Annotated in this window: 10 protein-coding genes; 1 reads left to right on the top strand and 9 read right to left on the bottom strand. The window is 43.5% G+C overall.

Annotated features, from left to right (window positions below; translation table 11 throughout):
- Positions 1 to 38 precede the first annotated feature (38 nt).
- The 3 genes from ACNOGP_RS03355 to ACNOGP_RS03345 all read right to left on the bottom strand — a co-directional run bounded on the left by ACNOGP_RS03355 (position 39) and on the right by ACNOGP_RS03345 (position 9,078).
- Positions 39 to 3,239, bottom strand: coding sequence for a SusC/RagA family TonB-linked outer membrane protein (locus ACNOGP_RS03355; protein WP_418214063.1), 3,201 nt, complete (start codon positions 3,237 to 3,239; stop codon positions 39 to 41).
- Between the two features lie 124 nt (positions 3,240 to 3,363).
- Complete coding sequence (locus ACNOGP_RS03350) at positions 3,364 to 4,899, bottom strand: sulfatase-like hydrolase/transferase (RefSeq protein WP_418214062.1); 1,536 nt, start codon at positions 4,897 to 4,899, stop codon at positions 3,364 to 3,366.
- 117 nt (positions 4,900 to 5,016) lie between these two features.
- Positions 5,017 to 9,078, bottom strand: a complete 4,062-nt coding sequence (locus tag ACNOGP_RS03345; RefSeq protein ID WP_418214061.1) for a hybrid sensor histidine kinase/response regulator transcription factor — start codon at positions 9,076 to 9,078, stop codon at positions 5,017 to 5,019.
- 111 nt (positions 9,079 to 9,189) lie between these two features.
- On the opposite strand from ACNOGP_RS03345, the gene ACNOGP_RS03340 reads away from it, so the two are divergent.
- On the top strand, positions 9,190 to 9,831 hold the full coding sequence (locus ACNOGP_RS03340) for a carbohydrate-binding family 9-like protein (RefSeq protein ID WP_418214060.1): 642 nt from the start codon (positions 9,190 to 9,192) through the stop codon (positions 9,829 to 9,831).
- A 189-nt stretch (positions 9,832 to 10,020) separates the two neighbouring features.
- Here the strand turns inward: ACNOGP_RS03340 and lpxA are convergent, their stop codons facing one another.
- From lpxA to ACNOGP_RS03310, 6 genes are all read right to left on the bottom strand, one after another.
- The gene (lpxA, locus tag ACNOGP_RS03335) at positions 10,021 to 10,791 is read right to left on the bottom strand and encodes an acyl-ACP--UDP-N-acetylglucosamine O-acyltransferase (protein WP_418214059.1); all 771 of its coding nucleotides are present in this window, start codon (positions 10,789 to 10,791) and stop codon (positions 10,021 to 10,023) included.
- Between the two features lie 27 nt (positions 10,792 to 10,818).
- Positions 10,819 to 12,204, bottom strand: coding sequence for a TolC family protein (locus tag ACNOGP_RS03330; RefSeq protein ID WP_007762988.1), 1,386 nt, complete (start codon positions 12,202 to 12,204; stop codon positions 10,819 to 10,821).
- 11 nt (positions 12,205 to 12,215) lie between these two features.
- Positions 12,216 to 15,644 carry an efflux RND transporter permease subunit gene (locus ACNOGP_RS03325; protein ID WP_007762991.1) on the bottom strand — a complete coding sequence of 1,143 codons (3,429 nt, stop codon included), beginning with the start codon at positions 15,642 to 15,644 and terminating at the stop codon, positions 12,216 to 12,218.
- 16 nt (positions 15,645 to 15,660) lie between these two features.
- Positions 15,661 to 16,836 carry an efflux RND transporter periplasmic adaptor subunit gene (locus ACNOGP_RS03320; RefSeq protein WP_007763015.1) on the bottom strand — a complete coding sequence of 392 codons (1,176 nt, stop codon included), beginning with the start codon at positions 16,834 to 16,836 and terminating at the stop codon, positions 15,661 to 15,663.
- A 182-nt stretch (positions 16,837 to 17,018) separates the two neighbouring features.
- The gene (locus tag ACNOGP_RS03315) at positions 17,019 to 20,126 is read right to left on the bottom strand and encodes a glycoside hydrolase family 2 TIM barrel-domain containing protein (protein ID WP_418214058.1); all 3,108 of its coding nucleotides are present in this window, start codon (positions 20,124 to 20,126) and stop codon (positions 17,019 to 17,021) included.
- 152 nt (positions 20,127 to 20,278) lie between these two features.
- Positions 20,279 to 20,896 carry a DNA-binding protein gene (locus ACNOGP_RS03310; protein ID WP_418214057.1) on the bottom strand — a complete coding sequence of 206 codons (618 nt, stop codon included), beginning with the start codon at positions 20,894 to 20,896 and terminating at the stop codon, positions 20,279 to 20,281.
- Between the last annotated feature and the right edge of the window lie 137 nt (positions 20,897 to 21,033).

Genomic DNA, 21,033 nt, shown 5'->3' with positions numbered 1-21,033 from the left:
ATCTGAATCTTGTTTTGAATTACTGATTAATCATCGGTTTAGAATCCTAAGCTTACACCGAAGCTAATTGAATAGGCTCTAGGATAAGAAGAATAGTCCAGTCCCGGAGTTAAAGCGCTGCTGCTACGTACAGATACCTCAGGATCGTAGCCGGAATAACTAGTCCATGTCCAAAGATTTTGGGCGGCAACATAAACACGTGCTTTATCGATTTTCCATTTCCGAGTCATCTGTGCCGGGAATGTGTATCCGAGAGTTACGTTTTTCAAACGTAAGAATGAGCCATCCTCTATGATACGTGAAGAGAATACACGGTTCGAACTAGAGTCGGTAGCGGAGGGGATATCACTGGTCGGATTCTCCGGAGTCCAACGGTTGGCGTAACTTGCATACTGGTTTAGTTCACGCGATTTGTTGTTTCCACTCTCAAAGAATAAACGGTTGGCATTCATGATATCGTTGCCGTAAGACCATTGGAAGAATATACTTAAATCTATTCCTTTATACTCGAAGTTATTAGTGAAACCTCCAGTATGTATTGGAAGACCACGTCCAATGATAGTACGGTCATTGGAGTCGATCACACCATCACCATTCAAGTCAGCATATTTAGGCATACCCGGTTGAGTATTGTTTTCTGTTGAGAAGTGAGGAACTCCCGGTTTCAAACTATAAGAACTACCTGATTTGTTGAAATCATCATATTTGTAAGTTCCTTCATAGACGTATCCGTACATCATTCCCATGGAGTAGCCTACTTTGGCTATGTAGCTTGACTGGCTATTGTATTTCTGATCAAACTGTGCAAAACTTAATAACGATGTCTGATTTTCGGCTAATTCCAGAACCTTATTCTTATTAAAGGAGATGTTGAAGTTACTCGTCCATTTAAAATCACGGTTTTTGATGTTGGTAGTATTTAAACTCAGTTCCAATCCATCGTTACGTACTTTACCTACATTTTTGATTGCACTATAATAGCCGGAGGAATAGGGCAGTGTGGCGTCTAGTAATAGATCACGCGTCGTTTTGCGATAGATATCCATTGTAATTCCGATCCGTTCGTCAAAGAATCCTAAGTCAAGTCCAAGATTCCATTGTTCTGTGGTTTCCCATTTCAAATCTTTATTAGGTAAAGATGTTGGAACAACACCAGCATTAGTTGCATCATTATCAAAAGGATATACGCCGCTTGGTATAGAGTTGTTGGATGTGTAAGCACCAACTCTTGATTTAAGTACTGCCAATAGTGCGTAATAATCGTATTCACCGATGCGGTTGTTTCCCGTAAGACCCCAGCTTGCACGGAGTTTACCACTGGAGATTATCTTCTTTAGGGGGGCCATGAAGTTTTCTTCTGTGAAAGTCCATGCTAAAGAAGCTGACGGGAAATAGCCGTAACGGTTATCTTTGTTAAATTTGGAAGATCCATCTACACGGAAAGAAGCCGTTGCATAGTATTTGGATTGATAATTATAGTTCAAACGTCCTAGATAAGAAAGCATTGACCAAGAAGATTTAGCAGAACTTGTGGCTCCTACTTGTCCTTCGCTCATCCCTGCCATACCGAGTGATTCGTTAGGGATATGAGTTGTCCGGAACGAATAATATTCATAATCCGAGTTTTGGAATGTAATACCGGCCAATGCATTAAAGAAATGTTTCTTTTTGATATTGGTCTGATAGGTCAATGTGTTTTCATTCAGCCAAGTTAAACGTTGTTGACGGACAACTTGTGCATTGACTTTATCTGTGGAAGTTGGACCTCCGTAACGTGTTTTTGAGTTGTTGAATTGATCCTGATTGCGGGAGTCATAAGTATAACCACCTGATACTTTCAGTTTTAGGCCTTTGATGATTTCATATTCCGCAAATCCGTTTATTTGCAGGTTATTGATATAGTATTTTCGGTATTCATTTTTTAAAGACATGATTGGGTTGAAGCGGTAGTCACTACTACTATCGATTGTCTCGTCAATAACAGTTTCCATTAGTGAGCTTAATGGTTTGTCTGGAGCTGTAACCGGACGATATCCCCATACACTGTAAAAGAGGTTATTCATGCCACTATAAGATGTTGCGGAAGGAGTACTACCAGTTTGGATTGAACGTGAATAGTTGGTAGTGAGACTCATATTCAGTTTATTGCGACGTACAACTGTATTCATACGTCCCTGCATACGTTCATACCCGGTCTTTAACACGGTTCCATTTTGATCGAAGTAAGAGAGAGAAGCATTGTATCGAATCCCTTCTGTACCTCCCATCAATCTGACAGTATGGTTATGTTGCCAAGCTGTTTGGAATATTTCGTCTTGCCAGTTGTATTGAGGAATATTGCGATAATCTTCCTGTGACCATTGCTTTCCTTGATAATTCATGAAATAGGTCCTAGATGTAATTTCAGGATAAGTTTCATTTTGCAGTTTTACGAATTCGTAAGCATCCATCATCGGAATAGTACGAGTGATGTGTTGTATGCCGAAACTGCCATCATAAGATAATTGAGGCTTACCTACTTTACCTTTCTTTGTTGTAATGATAACTACACCATTGGCACCGCGTGCACCATAAATAGCTGTGGCTGACGCATCTTTTAAGAATTCCATTGATTCTATATCCGATGGGTTCAAAGTGCTTGCTGCAGATGAATCTTCAATTGGAAAACCATCGATAACAAACAGGGGAGAGTTTTCTTGAGTCAATGAGTTATTACCACGAATAACGATGTTCATAGAACTACCGGGTGTACCTTCACTTGAAGTTACATTAACTCCCGCAATACGTCCTCCTAAAGCTTGATCAATAGAAGCAACCGGAGCACTCAGTACGTCATTCAGATTCGCTTTAGCAACAGAACCTGTCAAGTCTCGTTTACGTACTTCTTGATAACCGACAACGACAACCTCGTCCAACGTTTTGGTGTCTTCTTTCAGTGTGATGAGCATTGGCTTTTGTGTGTCAACTTTCTGCTCGATAGTAGTGTAACCAATAAAGGAAATAACTAGTATTGCATTCTTATTAGGTACATTAAGAGCAAATTTACCATCAAGGTCAGTGATTGTTCCTTGTGAAGTTCCTTTTACCTGAACGCTGGCACCCGGCACTCCTTCACCTAAGTTATCTTTCACTGTACCCTTTACAAGTACCTGTGCAAGTACAAAAGAAACAGAAAATAAGATCAGTCCAAGTGAGGAGAGAATCCTTTTCCTAGTTTGAGTGGATAAATGTTTTTCCATATATTAAAAATTAAGTGATTTTATTGAATCTACGTCTGCAAAGATATACAGATTGACTTTTCTTGTATGGGTAGAATTATTCAAGATAGGTGCAAAATCATACAAATCTATTATTCTCATATTTCTATTCTTCTTTTACACTTTCCAATAATGCGGATAACTCTTTTACAATCTCGGGATGTGACTTCGCTACATTCGTTTTCTCCGATGGGTCGGATGAGAGATCATATAGCTGAGGCTGTTTGTCATTACCCAGTTCCATCTTTGTCCAAAACTCGATAGCAGGACCATCACTTGGTTCAATATATTTCCATTGTCCCTTAACAATGGCAAGTGTGTTATTCAGATTTTGTTGGACTACATACTCACGACCTGTATTGTTTTTGCCTAAAAGTACATCCAGATGTTCCTGGCTGTCGGGGGCTGCACCTTTGCGCAAGGGCTGATTCAGAAGCGAAGCAAGTGACGCGTAAGTGTCGATCTGCGAGAAAAGTGCCTGTTGTTTGGAAGGCTGTATTTTAGCAGGCCAGCGAATGATAAAAGGAATGCGGGTACCGGCTTCGTAAGCACTGTATTTGCCACCACGATAGATTCCCATTGGAGTATGACCGTTAAGATTCTCGTAGGCATAGTCCTGATAGCCGTCGTCAATCACGGGGCCGTTGTCACTGGTGAAGATCAGAATGGTGTTGTCGGCTATGTTGAGGCTATCCAATGTGTGCATGATTTCACCGATAGTCCAGTCTAACTGAAGAATGACATCGCCACGTGTTCCAAGTCCGCTTTTTCCTGCAAAACGAGGGTGGGGGATACGGGGCACATGCACGTCTTGCGTACCCATATATAAGAAGAAGGGCTCTTCCTGATGTGAGGCAATGAAGTTCCTAGCCTTGTCAGTGATAATGTCGGCTATGTCTTCATCTTGCCAAAGAGCGGATTTTCCTCCGGTCATCCAGCCGATACGGGGAATACCGTTAATAATGGTATTGTTGTGTCCTTGACTGGGCTTTAATTTCACAAGTTCCGGATTTTCTTCTCCCGTAGGCCAGTCACCTACTTTGTGGTCGTAGCTGACGGTGATAGGATCGTTCGGATCAAGATTCACTACACGTCCGTTTTCAACGAATACACAAGGAACACGATCTACGGTTGCCGGAATGATGAATTCATAATCGAAACCGATACTTTGTGCACTCGGACTGATTTGGCTGTTGAAGTCTGTTCCGCCTTTCGGCCCCAGTCCCAAATGCCATTTGCCGACAGCACCGGTAGCGTATCCGGCGTCTTTCAGCATATCGGCCATTGTAACGCAGGCAGTGTCGATGATAAGTTCCGAGTTTCCGGGAGCAATACCCGTGTTTTCCTGCCGCCAGGGATACATACCCGTCAAGAGCCCGAAACGGGAAGGGGTACTGGTAGCTGAAGTGGCGTAAGCATTGGTAAATTGTACTCCTTGTCCTGCCAGGCGGTCAATATTGGGAGTACTAACTTTACTCGCTCCGTAACAGCTCAAGTCACCGATACCAAGATCATCCGCAAATATATAAATGATGTTCGGCTTCTGAACGTTTTGTCCGTTGTTCTTTTGAGATGCGTGATTGCAGCCGGTTAGCATGGCAATGCCGGGCAATAACGGGAATAGGCGTGAAACGTTTCTCATAATGTTTATCTTTTAGGGGTAATGTTACTGATACAAAGATAAACAATTGAGAAAACAAGGATGACTAGTAATGTACAACTGAAGTACAAAATAGTACACTCCTGATAATACCGGATATTACGCTGTTTCTTCTTCCTCTTCTTCTTTCTCTTCCCCTTTACGGTAGGCCAACGGACTGACGTGATAAATCTCTTTGAAGCACTTACTGAAATAGCGCGAAGAAGAGAAGCCGATTCGGTCGGAGATTTCCGTGATATTCAGTTCCGGATTGTTCCGGAGCATGACGGCTCCTTTCTTGAGACGTATACTTAGGATGAAGTCGTTCGGAGTCTGTCCGGTAACGGCTTTCAACTTGGTAAACAGATTAGTACGTGCCATACCCATTTCGCGGGCGAAAATGTTGACGTTGAAATCCGGGTTGTCCAAATGGCGTTCAATAATAGCCATAGCGCGGTCCAGCATTTCCTTATCCATCGGGTTGGTAGCAAGCATTTGTGCGAAAGCCTGCGGTTGCTTGCTGAATTTCTCCTGTAACAGTCTGCGGGAATTAACCAAGTTGTTGCAACGGGAAATCAGCAGGTTTGTATTGAACGGCTTGGTGATATAGTCGTCCGCACCGATTTTCAGTCCCTCAATATTATGTTCTATCGCAGTACGGGCTGTCAACAGTACCACCGGAATATGACAGGTATTAAAGTCTGTCTTGATTCGTTTGCAAAGTTCTGTTCCGGACATACGGGGCATGACGACATCACTTAATATAATGCTAGGCATCTCTTCCTTCACTTTTTCCAAAGCCTCTTCTCCGTCGGATGCGGTTGTGACCTGATAGAATGTTTCGAAAATGCTGACTAGCATTTGTTTGATAGATTCATTGTCTTCCACAATCAACATCTTGGCATCCTCAATACGCTTGTTGCTCTCTTCTTCTTTCCATTCGGCATCGGGCAATACCTCAACCGAAGGAACAAACACGTCTGTTGGTTGCTGAATGGTGGATTCTACATCTTCCTTGACGATCTGCTCTTCCGTAAAGTGTTGGTTCCCAAGTTTGAGGGTGATGATGAAGCTGCTTCCCTTGCCGGGTTCACTTTCCACACGGATAGTGCCGTGATGCAGTTCTACGATTCCCTTTGTCAGCGCCAGACCAATGCCTGTTCCGGCTCCGGTGTTCAATGAGTTCAGATGTTCGGTCTGGTAGAAACGGTCGAATATCTTATCGATTTCGGCAGCAGCAATACCCGAACCGGTATCTTTTATTTCTATGATGGCATGGTCTTGCTCCTGCGACACCTTGATTGTTATCGTATCTTCTGCTTTGGTATGTTTCAGAGCATTGGATAGAAGGTTATTGATTACTTTCTGCATCTGTTTCTGGTCATACCATACTTCAATGTCATCTGTTTGCTTGATGAAGTTGAAGTTTATCTGCTTGCTGCTTGCATACTCTAAGAAGAGCAGATAATTCTCGTAGAGGAATTCCACCAGATTATGCTTGCTCGTCTTTATCTTCATGTGTCCCTGTTCCTGTTTACGGAAATCAAGTAATTCTGTAATCAGCTCCCGCAACTGTAGACTGTTCTTATAGATTCCTAATACCTTATTATATATATTAGGGGTAAATGTCTGTACTTGCAACAACGTTTCCACTTGTCCTACAATCAGGGTAAGCGGGGTACGGAACTCATGGGAGATATTGGTAAAGAAACGAAGTTTGGACTGGTTCAGTGCTTCCAGGTCTTCGATATGCTTCTTTTCGTATTTCAATGATTCCCGCAGCTTGATACGTGAATTGTAGTTCTGGATAAGGAACCAGAACAGGCTGATTGTAATGACTGTATAGATCAGATAAGCCCACCATGTCTCGTACCAGGAAGGAAGTACCAGAATTTGGAGCCGTGCCTCTTCGATACCGTCCCGTTGCGATTTGATGATTAATGTATACTTGCCCGGATTCAGGTTGGTATATGTGATAAGCGTCTGTTTGCGGTATGTATGGTTCCACTCGTCGGAGAAACCTTCCAGACGGTAGACTATCTCGTCTCTATTGGCGGGAATGAAATTGGATGTTGCATACTCCAGGCTGAACATGGATTGGTCTGATTTCAGGCTGATTTTGGGAGTATGACAGATGGATTGTTCGAGAATTCCCGTCTCATCTCCGGGAAGTACTTCTTTGCCGTTGACTAACAGGCGTGAAAGAATAATACTATATGATTTCGGTGTGAAATGCAACTTCTTCTCCCAGAAAGAGATCATTCCCTGAATACCTCCCAAAAATACTTCTCCATCGTGGGTTACGAATAGGGCATTCTCATTGACGGCTGTTAACGGGAATCCGTTTTCCGTACCATAATTGTAGAACTTCTTGTGCGGATAGTCGAACTGTGAGAATCCTTGATTGGTGATTAATAATAAACTTCCTTTTTGGATAGATGATTCGAATACTTCATAAATACAATCGCTGGATAAACCATCTTTTTGTACATCGAAATTCTCGAAGTCATTGCTCTCTTCACGATAACGGTCAAGACCGCTTCCGGAAGTGGAGAACCACAGGTTGCCACTACTATCCAGCGTAATATTGTTGATGTTATTATTGCTGAGGCTATTCGGAGTAGCCGGATTATGTGAATAATTGGTCAGCTCCCCGCTGTCAAAGCGATAAGAGTAAACTCCTTCTCCGGTGGCCGCAATCCATAAAGTACCATTTTTATCGAAGCAAAGGCTGGCCACCATGCCGATATTTCTTCCTTCTTTGGTTTCTTTAAAAAGTTGTCGGCAACTACCTGTGGACGGGCTGAAAAGGCAGACTCCGTTTTGTGTGGCGATGACCAGCTTGTCTTTGTAGGGTACGATATCGCGTACAATATCCGATGGCAGTGAAGCGGGATCTCCTGCTTTCATCCGATATATGGTAAAGCGATTGGTTCGCAAGTCGAGTTTATTTAATCCTCCCAGATGTGTACCAATCCACATGATGTCGTTGTTCCGGTCGTAATAGATCGCTTTTACGTTATTGTGCGAAATACTATTTTTCCCTTCTTCATGTCGATACCAACGGTAGGTATTGCTTTTCCGGTTGTAGACATTGACGCCTCCCCCTTCGGTGCAAATCCACAGATTACCGTCTTTGTCTTCTGTCATTCTTCCTACAATCGGACTGCTTAACCCTTCTTTTTCCGTGTCTCCTACTTTGTAGCGGGTGTATATTTCGTACTCCGGGTTAAAGTAATTGACACCTCCGAAATAAGTTCCCAGCCAGATGGTTCCCTGACCGTCTTTTACGATACACCAGATGGAAGAGTGAGTGAGTCCGTCCGGTCTGCTGTCATCGGCTGTGTAAACCTGGAACTGACCGCTACTTTTGTCATAACGGTTCAAACCGTAGAATGTCCCTATCCATAAATTACCGGCGTTATCTTCGCAACAGCTTCTGACAAAGTCGGAACATAGACTGTTCGGGTTTTTGGGGTCATGCCGAAGATTTTCGATGTTACCGTCTGTCGTTATGTGGTATAGTCCTTCCTCCCAGCTACCTATCCATAACTCTTTAGAGGAGTCTTCGTAGATACTTGTGATATTGCCTTTTGTGATAGGTTGGGATACTGTTTTGTTCTCTGACAGGCAGTAAACTCCATTGCCGGTTGTCCCCATCCAGAGGTTCTTTTTATCGTCCAGATGCAGGCAGGATAAAGTGATATCCTTTCCCGCCAAATGATAATAAAGGTCGAAGTTGCCCGTACTTTCGTTATACACGAAAACTTCCTCTCTTTTACTTATATATAGTTTCTCATTATAGTAGATGGCGTCTACATTCCCTTGCAGTAGTGTTTTAAACCGCTGAGTAGTCAGGTCAAATTCTGCGATACCGTCGGTACAAAGCAGGTACACTTTCCCCTTCTTATTTCCGGTGATACGCAATACAGTGTTGCTGAACAGGCTGTTCGGGTCATTTTTTTTGAGTTTAAAACTTTTGATATCGTTACCGTTATACCGGTTCAGTCCCTCGCGTGTGCCGATCCATATAATTCCTCTTTCGTCAATATACATACTATTGACAGAGAACTGTGAAAGGCCGTCATCCGTGGTCAAATGACTGAAAGTGATGTTTTGACCTTGTGTATGGACTGCAGAGATGCTTAAAAACAGCAGAAATAAAAGGGTTACTTTTTTCACTAATTCGTTCTTTTAAGGTATTACTATTGGCAAATATATTGTTTTTATTTGATTTCTGTGAACCTTATTAGAAGAAAGTAACTATATTTGTATCATCCAAACGAAAGAAATATGAAAGTAAAGAAAATTAGTGCGGCTAACGTAGAGGCTTGTTCGCTTCCGAAATTGTTCGATGAAGAAAAGATCGATTTCCAACCCATTCAATGTGTTAATTGGGCTGAGTATCCCTACAAGCCTAAAGTAAATTTTCGCATAGCTCACACGCAGGACTCTATCTTGTTACATTTTAAGGTAAAGGAAGAGAGTATGCGTGCCAGATATGGAGAAGATAATGGTTCTGTATGGACCGACTCCTGTGTAGAATTCTTTTCTATACCGGCAGATGACGGGGTGTATTATAATATCGAATGTAATTGTATCGGAACGATTCTGATTGGTGCAGGTCCTGCACGCAACGGCCGTGAACATGCTCCGAAAGAAATAACCGCCCTTGTGCAACGCTGGTCCAGTTTGGGTAATGTGCCTTTTGAAGAACAGGCTGACGAATCCGGTTGGGAAGTAGCCTTGATCATTCCTTATAAAGTGTTCTTCAAACATCAGATTGATTCCCTTGATGGAAAAGAGATAAAAGCTAACTTCTATAAATGTGGTGATGAGTTGCAGACTCCCCATTTCCTGTCATGGAATCCGATAGAAATAGAGAAGCCGGATTTCCATCGTCCCGACTTTTTCGGAACACTGGAGTTTGAATAATTTCTCACCACAGAGGACACGGAGAAAGGAAGATAAAAGTACATAATCCGGATATAATAAAAGCAGATTCATGTAGATATTGCAATGATTAATACTTATGCAATCTACATGAATCTGCTTTTTGGTGCCTTAGGTTTTACTATCTTTATTTTAAAACCTCTGTGTCCTCTGCGTCCTCTGTGGTGAGTATTATTTCACGATACCTCTTTCCGAGTTCTTCACGAAGTTTATGATATTCTCGATCTCCTCACTCATTGGCACTTGATCGATAATTTTCTGCACTGCATCCTGCACACTGAAATTACCTTGGTAAATCAGGCGATATGCATTGGCAATGTGCCGGAGGACTCTTTCCGAAGTATTGCGGTGTTGTGACAGAACCACGGCATTTACTCCGTGATATGCCACCGGATTTCCCGACATGATAACGTATGGAGGTACATCCTTGGATATGCGGCAACCACTCTGTACGAGCGTCCAGCTACCGATATGACAATATTGATGTAACGTGACATTACCACTTAGGATAACGCAATCGTCCAATGTACACTCTCCGGCAATGGTGCTACCAATACCAACTACACAGTTGTTGTTGATCTGTACGTCATGGCAAAGATGCACTTTATCCATCAGATAATTGCCATTTCCTATTTTAGTAGCATTGCCGGCAAATGTAGCACGGCTGATGACTACGTTCTCGCGAATATCATTGTTGTCACCGATAATCAGGCTGCTCTCTTCTCCCGTAAAGTGGAAATCTTGCGGTTCCGCTCCGAGAACGGCATTCTGATGTACCTTGTTCCCTTTTCCCATTTTAGTACCTTTCAGGATACTAGCGTAAGACATGATGATGCAATCATCTCCGATCTCTACATTCTTTTCAATGTAGGCAAAAGGCAGAACTGTTACATTCTTACCTAATTTTGCTTCGGGGTCTACGTAAGCTAACGGACTAATCATAATAGTATTATATATTTAAAGTTATTCTTATCTTCCACCACCCAGTGCCTGATAAAGGCTTACTACAGCTTGCATCTGATCAAAGCAGTCGGACACCTGAGAGAGCTGTGCACTCAAATAGGATTGTTGTGCAGACAGTACTTCCAAATAGGTTGAGGTTCCTAAGTTAAACAATTCTTTTGTATCTTCCGAAGCTTTCTGTGCAGATTCTACCTGCATTTTTCTGGATTCTACCTTTTCGCTGGTCTTTTGGTATAGACTTAACGCGTTGCTAACCTCACTACCGGCATTCAATAAGGCCTGTTGGAAAGATAATTTAGCCTGTTCCTCCTGCGCTTTGGCAGCTTTCAAGCGAGCGATGTTCTGTCCCCGATAGAACAAAGGCTGTGTCAGTGAACCAACAACGGAAGCCAATAATTTACCGGGATTAACGATCCCTGCTCCTGAATTGTTTGTCCATCCTGCCGAACCGCTGAGTGTGATTTGCGGATAGAAAGCGGCACGTGCGGAGTTGGTGTCATAGTAGCAACTTGCCAGTGACATTTCGGCTGCTTTTACATCCGGACGGTTGGATAACAATTGAATAGGTATGCCTGCAGAAAGCTCGGTCGGAAGTACTTGTGCTTCCAATACGCCACGCTTGATGGCATGAGGAGCTTCTCCTAAAAAAGTAGACAGGGCGTTCTCCGTTTCACGGATACTTTGTTCGATATCAGGAATGGTAGCAAGTACTTGTGCATAAGCAGCTTTACTTTGTTCAACACCGGCTGAATTGATGTTGTACATTGCTGCATCTTTCATCGCTTCCATCGTTTCGGCATTGCGCTTCAGAATTTCGGCCGTTTCTTTAGTTATTTCCAGTTGGCGGTCAAGCATTAACAACGTGTAGTACATATTGGCTACATTTGAGATTACTTGAGTTTGTACAGCCTGACGGTATGCCTTAACCTGTTTCAAAGTAACTTGTGCATTCCGTTTTGAGTTCAGTAACTGACCGAACAAATCGACTTGCCAACTGGCTGTGACCGGTAATGAATAAGTTTTTGTAGCTGCATTCTTGTTAAAGCTGCTGATTGTTCCTTGTGGAGACAATCCCAAAGATGGGGCATAAGCCAGACGTGCAGACATCAGGGAGGCTTGTGCGGCTTTCACATTCTGTGCGGCAGACAAGAGGTCAGTATTTTGGTTCAGTCCCGCTTCGATGAGAGACTGTAGTTGCGGGTCGGTGAAGACTTCTCTCCACGGCAGATTACCGAAGTTGGTCGTATCCGAAACCAGTGTATCGTTATCCGCTACCGGATCGCGATACAGGCCGGAAGTTGTGATATCTTCGGGTCTGTCATACGACTTATAGATGTGGCAGCTGCTCAAGAGAGCAGTTGCACACAACATATATAGAATCTGTTTCTTCATATCGAATTTCATTATTTAGCGTATTGTTCAATCTCTGTTACAGCATCTGTATTGTCAATATCTTCCCATTCCATCGGTTTAACTTTCTCTTGCAGATACTGGAAGATAACGAATAAAACAGGAACGATAAAGATCTGGCAGATCATACCGATTAACATACCTCCGATAGAAGCAGTACCCAGTGTACGGTTACCGTGAGCACCTACACCGAAAGCAAACATCAACGGAAGCAAACCGACTACCATAGCCAAGGATGTCATCAAAATCGGGCGGAGACGGGCACCGGCACCCAATACGGCTGCCCAAGTGATACTCATACCCATTTTACGACGGTCGAGGGCAAACTCTACAATCAAGATGGCATTCTTTGCCAACAGACCCATCAACATGATCAATGCAATCTGCATGTAGATATTGTTGGACATCGTACCGAGAATCATCTTCAACGCTGAGATATTACCGAGTGCACTTACACCGTTGACAAACAGGAAGCTACCTAACAGACCGAACGGAACGGATAGCAATACGGCCAATGGAAGTATGTAACTTTCGTACTGCGCACTCAATAATAAGTAAACGAATACGAAACAGAGCACAAATATCAGCCCGGTAGCACTTCCGCTACTCTGAGCCTCTTCACGTGCCATACCTCCTAATTCATAGGTATAACCGGTAGGCAGGTTTTCTTGAGCAACCTCTGCAAGAGCAGCCAGTGCCTGACCGGAGGTATAACCACTGGCAGGAGCTACCATCACCTTCATGGAAGTATAAAGGTTGAAACGGCTGATAATATCCGGACCATATACCTTCTCTACAGAGATGAACTGGGCGATCGGAGCCATTTCACCTGCACTGTTGCGTACCTTGATATTCTTCAGAGATTCCAGATTCTTACGTGACAATGGATCAGACTGAATCATAACACGATACATCTTACCAAAACGGTTGAAGTTGGATGCATACAGACCTCCATAATATCCTTGCATAGTTGTAAGGATATCGCTCGGACTGATACCAGCTTTCTTACAAGCCGCCGCATCGATGTCGATCATATATTGCGGGAAGTTCGGGTTGAAAGATGTTTTTGCCGAGTTGATTTCCGGACGTGCTTCCAAGGCTGCCGTGTAATCATTTACTACATCAAAGAACTTGTTCAAATCACCACCGGTCTTATCCTGCATATTCACCTCGATATCTGTAGATGCCGAATATCCCGGGATCATAGGAGGAGCGAAGAACAATACCTGTGCTTCTTTGATAATCTTCTGTGCGCGCATATATAAGGAGCCGACTACAACGTCCGAGTTCTGTATCATAGAACGTTCATCCCAGTCCTTTAGCTTGATGATGAAAGAACCGTAAGAAGGTCCCTGACCACCGATGAAGCTAAATCCGGAAATCATGGTTCGTGATAATACAGCAGGGTCAGAAGCGATCAGACTGTCTACGCGTGCCAAGATTTTCTCAGAACGGTCTTGTGATGTACCCGGCGGCAATGTTACTGCTCCCATCAAGGTTCCGGTATCTTCGTTCGGTACCATACCTGTCGGAGTGGTGTTCATGAAGAATATAAGCAGTACGATGGAGGCGGTAACTAATCCCATAGACAGCCATTTCTTCTGAATAAAGAACAATACACGTTTTTTGTAACGTTTCAGGATAGACTCGTATGTATCGTTGAATCTGTTCTTGAACTTCTTCGTACTCATACCGATCAGTGCCAGGATACTAAGAAGTACAAAAATTGCGGTAACCACCGGATTGAGACTGAAGAAACCGAAAATCATACCGAGAATAGCAATAATCGTGAAAGTAAGTGTGATTCCCGGATGTAGCATTTTTCCGATAGCTTCGGTGTATCTGTTGATCATGGTCGTATGAGCTGCCGTATAAGCTACTTTCATACGTTCCTTCAATGTAGAGTCTTCCGTTCCATCTTCCTTTTTATGCGGTTTTAGAAGAACAGCACACAAAGCCGGACTCAATGTCAAAGCGTTCAATGCAGACAAACCGATAGCGATAGCCATAGTCATACCGAACTGGCGATAGAATGTTCCTGCCGTACCTCCCATGAAACTTACCGGGACGAACACGGCCATCATGACTAACGTAATAGATACGATAGCACCACCCAGTTCATTCATGGCGTCGATAGAAGCCAGACGGGCGGAAGTATAACCTTGGTCAAGCTTGGCATGCACACCCTCGACGACCACAATGGCATCGTCGACCACAATCGCAATGGCTAGGACGAGCGCACATAATGTCAGCAAGTTCAAACTGAATCCTACCAAAGACAGAATGAAGAAAGTACCGATAAGAGCTACCGGAATGGCAATGGTCGGAATCAACGTAGAACGTAAATCCTGCAAGAAGATATATACCACAATAAACACCAGGATAAATGCCTCGATCAATGTCTTCAACACCTCGTGAATAGAAGCGAACAAGAAGTCATTGGCATTCATGGAAATGTTAAGCTTCAATCCGGTAGGCAAGGTTTTTGATGCTTCATCCAGCAGTTGCTCAATATCACTGATGGTCTGTGTTGCATTGGTTCCTGCCATCTGGTATACGATACAGGTTACTGACTTGTGGCCGTCTACACGGTTTGTAAAGTTATAACCCAAACGATCCAATTGAATTTCTGCTATATCTTTCAAGCGGAGTACCTCACCGTCGGGCAGAGATTTGATAACGATGTTTTCAAATTCTTCCGGTTGTTGCAGACGTCCTTTGTAGCGGATGGTATATTGGAATGTCTGATTACTGCGTTCACCGAATTGTCCGGGAGCAGCTTCGACATTCTGTTCCGCTAAGGCTGCAGAGACATCACCGGGAACAAGTTTGTACTGTGCCATGACATCCGGTCTCAACCAGATACGCATAGAATAGTCCTGCCCCAAAACGTTTGCATCACCTACACCCTGTACACGTTGAACCTGAGGAATCAAGTTGATCTTAGCGTAGTTTTCAATAAATGATTCGCTATATGTATCTGTCTCGTCATAGAGAGAGAATACTACCAACATGGAAGTCTGGCGTTTCTGTGTGGTTACACCGACTTTGGTTACTTCGGCAGGCAACAGACCTTGTGCCATGGAGACACGGTTTTGTACATTGACGGCAGCCATGTCCGGGTCTGTTCCTTGTTTAAAATAGATGGAAATATCACCGGAACCCGTATTGGATGCAGTTGATGTCATATACATCATGTTTTCTACACCATTGATCTGTTCCTCCAACGGAGCGATGACGGAGTTCAATACGGTTGACGCGCTGGCACCCGTATATGTAGCCCTTACCGACACGGTAGGGGGAGCAATGTCCGGATACTGGGTGATAGGCAATGTTGCCAATCCGATAGCACCCAAAATGACTATCAAAATAGAAATAACTGTTGATAGTACCGGACGGTTAATAAAATTATCTAACTTCATACGATTATCTAAGTTATTAATTGAAAGCAGTAGCTAAATTACCATCGTGCTGGTCTTTCAAATGCTGTTGATAGTTTGCTTCTTTTTGAGCAGGTGTGATTGGTTGTATGGTTTCACCATCTTTCAGATTCTGCACGCCTTCGATGACGATTTTATCTCCGGAGTTCAAACCGGAAGTAACGAGATATTCTTTTCCGTTGTCCAGATTGAAGATGGTGATTTCTGTATATTTCACCGTGTTATCCGGCTGCAGGACATAAACGAACTTCTTATCCTGGATTTCTACTGTTGCTGATTGCGGTATAGTAATTACATTCTCCATTGTGTAAGGAATCAGTACGTTTGCTGTTCCACCACTACGTAGGATGTGTTCTTTGTTCGGGAAGAGGGCACGCATACTTACAGAACCGGTTGACTGGTCGATCACTCCTGTGATTGCGTCCACTTTACCTTCGATGCTGTACTCTGTACCATCAATCAACTGAAGTCTGATAGACGGTATTTTTTCGATTTCTTCTTTGATGGTACCGCCTGTTTTAGTCATCGCCAACAATTCTTTTTCTGTCATGGAGAAATATACATATACTTCTTCTATCTCAGAAACTGTAGTCATCGGAGTAGCGATAGAAGGGCTCACCAGTGCTCCTAAACGATAGGGGATATCATTGATTACACCATCGGAAGGACTCTTCACTTGTGTGAAAGAGAGGTTTTGTCTGGCTGTGGTAAGCTGTGCTTTCGCTTGTGCCAATTGTGCCTGAGACTGTGCCAATGTGTTTTCTGCCATTGACAGATCGTAGTCACTGATAATTTGCTTTTTGTTCAGTTCACGTTTGTTATCCACTGTTATCTGTTGGGTACGCACTGCTGCTTCTGCTGTTGCGACTGCTGCTTCAGCCGTACGTACTGCTGCTTCATATTGTGTCGGATCAACGATGAATAGAACTTGACCTTTGCGTACAGTTGCTCCTTCGTCTACACATAGTTTCGTGATGAAGCCTGATACCTGTGGACGGATTTCTACGTCTTGTTTACCTTTGATTGTCGCCGGATAGGCAGTCGTTAAATTAGCAGTGGTCTTTTGTAACTCTTGTACTGCATATTCTGGGACTTGTCCCGTTCCGTTGCCCTTATTGCCACAACTAGACAAAAGGGCTACGCAAAATGCAAATAAAACAATTCTACTTTTCATACTTAATAATTATCTGTTTTTAATGTAATGCGTTTGTTACCGGTGTGTCATCATTCATGTAGATAAGTGATTTAAAGGCCAAAAAAGCCGGAAACTAATTATTAATAATCAGTTTCCGGCTGCAAAAGTACAGTAATTTCGCTATTCTTGTTCTTTGATACCGTGTTTTTTAACTATGTTTTTTACTTTAGTTTATGAGATACGGGAGACATTATGAAACTGAACTCATAATCTTGATATGGAAGACGATATTTTTCTAATGGTATAGCTCCCCAACTATTGACGCATGCCAGTCCCGTTTGTGCCTTGTCAATACAGAAGTTTGTAAAGTTTGCTTTTTCCACTTCGGGGGAATGGCGCTGGTCTTTGCCCTCACCGTCATCCAATGATTCAACGGTATAGTTCAGTGCGGAAGCAGAGAACGGAGCTTCGGAAACAAACTGCAAACCGTTTCCGCTGATATTCAAGAGTCTCCACCAACGGATGTCCGTCTTCGTTCCGGTTTCCTGTGGGCGGATATACGGATAGAATTGCTCCTCTACCGTTTGACGGTATTTGCCAAGTTTGGCTGCATTGTTGCGGTCGGCATAATTCTCTATCGGTCCGCGTCCGTAATACTCTATTTCGTTGAAGTTGGCAGGCGTACGCATCTGCATGCCGAAACGGAACATTTCAGACACTTTCTTGCTCTTGTCCGCTACCATCTTCTGAGTAACTTTCACTGCTCCCTTGTTGTTGACGATATAAGTCAGGAATAATTTTCCTCCTATCGACTTCATGTCATATTCTGCACGAATCACGGCCTGATCATTCTCAATAGCATGTTTCAGGGAAGTAAGCTTCAATGTCGGATTCTTCCAAACTGCATATTTGCGTTGCAAGCCTGCTCCGAAATCATTATCGGTCGGTGCACGCCAGAAGTTGGGAGTCAATTCGCTACCGTCTTCCATCATTTGCATTCCGTTCACATCGTAGCGGCAGAGATAGCCGTTGTGTCTGTTGAAGTCCATAGAGAAGTTTTCGCCTTTGACGATCAGGTAATTTTGGTCGTTATCCAAAATACCGGGCACGGTGATTGCCAGATTGGAAGCCTGCCGGTTTTCCAGCTTGAGCTCCGGAGCTTTATAGTCACGAATGCTCAGTTGCTCGTATGCGATGGTTGTTCCTGCGGGTAACAATGTTTCGGCTGCTTTCAGTTTATAGTTGACATTGAGCAGTAACTCTTTACGCGGACAGATGTTTTTTGTGTCAAACGGAATCTGCACTTTGACGGTTTGCTGGGGTGCCACTTTCAGATCCGGCACAATGCCTGTTTGCACAACTTCCCCGTCTGCCAGCAATTGCCATTCCAGATAATATGAAGACAGGTCACGGAAGAAATTCTCATTGAAGATATTGATTTCACCTTTGGCGAGATCGGCGGGAGTTGTCCATATATCCTGATAGAAATAAGCCACTTCGTAAGCATGTGGATTCGGTATGCGATCCGGGCTGATTAAACCATTATCATTAAAGTTATTGTCCGAAGCGTCATATTTGTTGAAGTCACCTCCATAACCGTAGATGGCCACTCCGTCTTTATTTTTCCAATGGCAAGACTGGTCTACGAAGTCCCAGATGAAGCCGCCTTGATATTTCGGATATTTGCGGATGATGTCCCAATATTCCTTGAATCCTCCTTGCGAATTTCCCATCGCATGTGCGTATTCACACTGGATCAGAGGCTTTTGGATATTTCCTTCACAATATTTGATACAGTCCTGATAACCATAGTACATCGGGCAGAAAATATCTGTGAATTCACTGGTACGTGCCTGCTCATATTGTACGGCACGGGTCTTGTCTTCATTTTTTATCCATGTATAACATTTTTCGAAATTAGGTCCCATACCAGCCTCATTGCCTAATGACCAGAAAATGATGGACGGATGGTTGTAGCTACGTTGTACATTGCGTTGGTTGCGTTCCAAATGCGCTTTGGCATAGATCGGGTTCTTGGCCAATGTTTTGTCACCGTATCCCATTCCGTGAGACTCTACATTCGCTTCGGCTACCACGTAGATGCCATATTGGTCGCAGAGGTCATACCAACGGTTGTCGTCCGGATAGTGACAGGTACGTACGGCATTGATATTAAGCTCTTTCATCACTTTGATGTCCTGCAACATACGCTCGATAGAAACTACATAACCACCGTCCGGATCCATTTCGTGACGGTCGGCTCCCTTGAAGAGTACCGGTTGTCCGTTGACGAGTATCTGTCCGCCTTTCAGTTCAATTTTGCGGAAACCTACTTTAACGGGGATTACTTCTATTATATTGTTGCCGTTTTTCAATGTAGCGGTCAGTGTATAAAGATTAGGTGTTTCAGCCGTCCATTTAGTAGGATTGGAAATGTTTAAAGTGGTGTTTAACTTACCTGAACCTTTTAAATCAGCAGTAGCCACACTGTTGCCTAGAGCATCTGTCAGGTCTAAGGCAACTGTACCGCTTCCTTTCAGGTCAACGGCGATATTCAGCGTACCGTCTTTATACTGGCTGTCCAGATCAGGAGTGACGCGAATATCCTGAATGTATTTTTTGTCGCGTGCGTAGAGATAGCAGTCGCGTCCTACACCGGAGTAGCGGAAGAAGTCCTGATCTTCCAGGTAACTGCCGTCACACCAGCGGAATACTTGGAAAGCAATCACATTCTTACCCGGTTTCAGATAGTTGGTCAGATTGAATTCAGCTTCCAGTTTGCTGTCCTCGCTATATCCTACGTAGCGTCCGTTCACCCAAAGGTACATATTGGAAGTTACTGAACCGAAATGGGCGAAAATCTCTTTTCCTTTCCAGTTGGCAGGAACGATGATTTCTTTCCGGTAAGAACCTACGTGATTGTTTTCTGTCGGAACGTACGGTGGGTTGTTCTTGAACTGGCTTCTCCATGCATATCCTACATTTACGTAGATAGGGTCGCCGTAGCCGTTCAACTCCCATACACCGGGAACCTGAAGGTCATCCCAGCCCTTGTCGTTGAAATTAGTCTGGTAAAAGTCTGTCGGACGTGCTTCCGCGTGTCTCACCCAGTTGAATTTCCAAAGACCGTTTAAAGTCATAAAATTCGCTGAGTTTTCTTTGATGCCGGCTTTAGCTTCATCAGCCGATGCGTAAGCAAAATAATTAGTGTGCATGACAGAGCGGTTTACGGAATTCACTTCCGGGTCTTTCCACTCATTGAAGCTTTGTGCTTGAATTGCCGTCAGTCCCAATGCCGCCAGGCAGCAAGATAGTAGTTGTTTCTTCATGGTTTTTTTGTATTAGGTTTGAATTTCGGGAGCCAAAGATAAGGATTATTTTATTCAATGAAGGGCAAAAAATCATTCAATTAGGGCTGGTTTTTAATAAATTGACTGTATTATAAGCTTTTTACCTGACGAAACACCATCATTCCCGGGAATCATACCGAACATGAATACTTCTTTGCATAAACCACCTGTTTCCCCGCCCCGTAGCGCATCAACACCCCCTGTTCGATAAAAGCATTCAGTTCATTGAGCGCCCGCTGCTTGTCATGTCCTGTCAACCGGCAATAATCGGCACGCGTAAGACAGGGGTATTTCCCAAGATGGTCATTGACTATAGCCAGACATTCCTCTTCACTGTGTCCTTTTCCATGCGGACGGGTGAAAGACTCTCCGCGTTCCAATCTCATTTGCCAGCCTACTTCCTTTTTGAATTGAGTGCTTGGGCGGAAATTGATATTCTTCAGTTTGATAGATTGTGCACGTACCTCTTCTTTCTTCATGATGGGAGGGCCTTGTAGAGAAACGGAAAAGTAACCGATATCCCCCAGTTCCACATTCCATCCGTTAGCGAGTAAATCTCTTAACTCGTTTTGGAAAGACTGCATGGCACCTGACAATAAACTGCGGCTTATTCCGGTGAATTTGTGTACGCGATCCAGAAATTCGTTCTGGTCGACGGTTCCATTGATAACTACACGGGGGTGAAGTGGTTGTTGTTCGCCTGTCTGTTGAATATCAGGAGTTTCGTAAAGGTCGTAACGTATGCTCATTTGCGTAATTATATTATGTAGGCATATTTAATATCCGTTTGCCTGTTCGGATGTGTTTCGTTTACTGTTTTTATTTCGTTTGACTATAGTTTCCTTTGCGTATGACTATAGTTATGCGCAAGGATGACTATAGTCTA

The organism is Bacteroides difficilis, from assembly GCF_048319815.1.
In the GTDB taxonomy this organism is placed as follows: domain Bacteria; phylum Bacteroidota; class Bacteroidia; order Bacteroidales; family Bacteroidaceae; genus Bacteroides; species Bacteroides zhangwenhongii.
The sequence above is the reverse complement of the archived record's forward strand: the minus strand, read 5'-3'. Positions and strand labels throughout refer to the sequence as shown.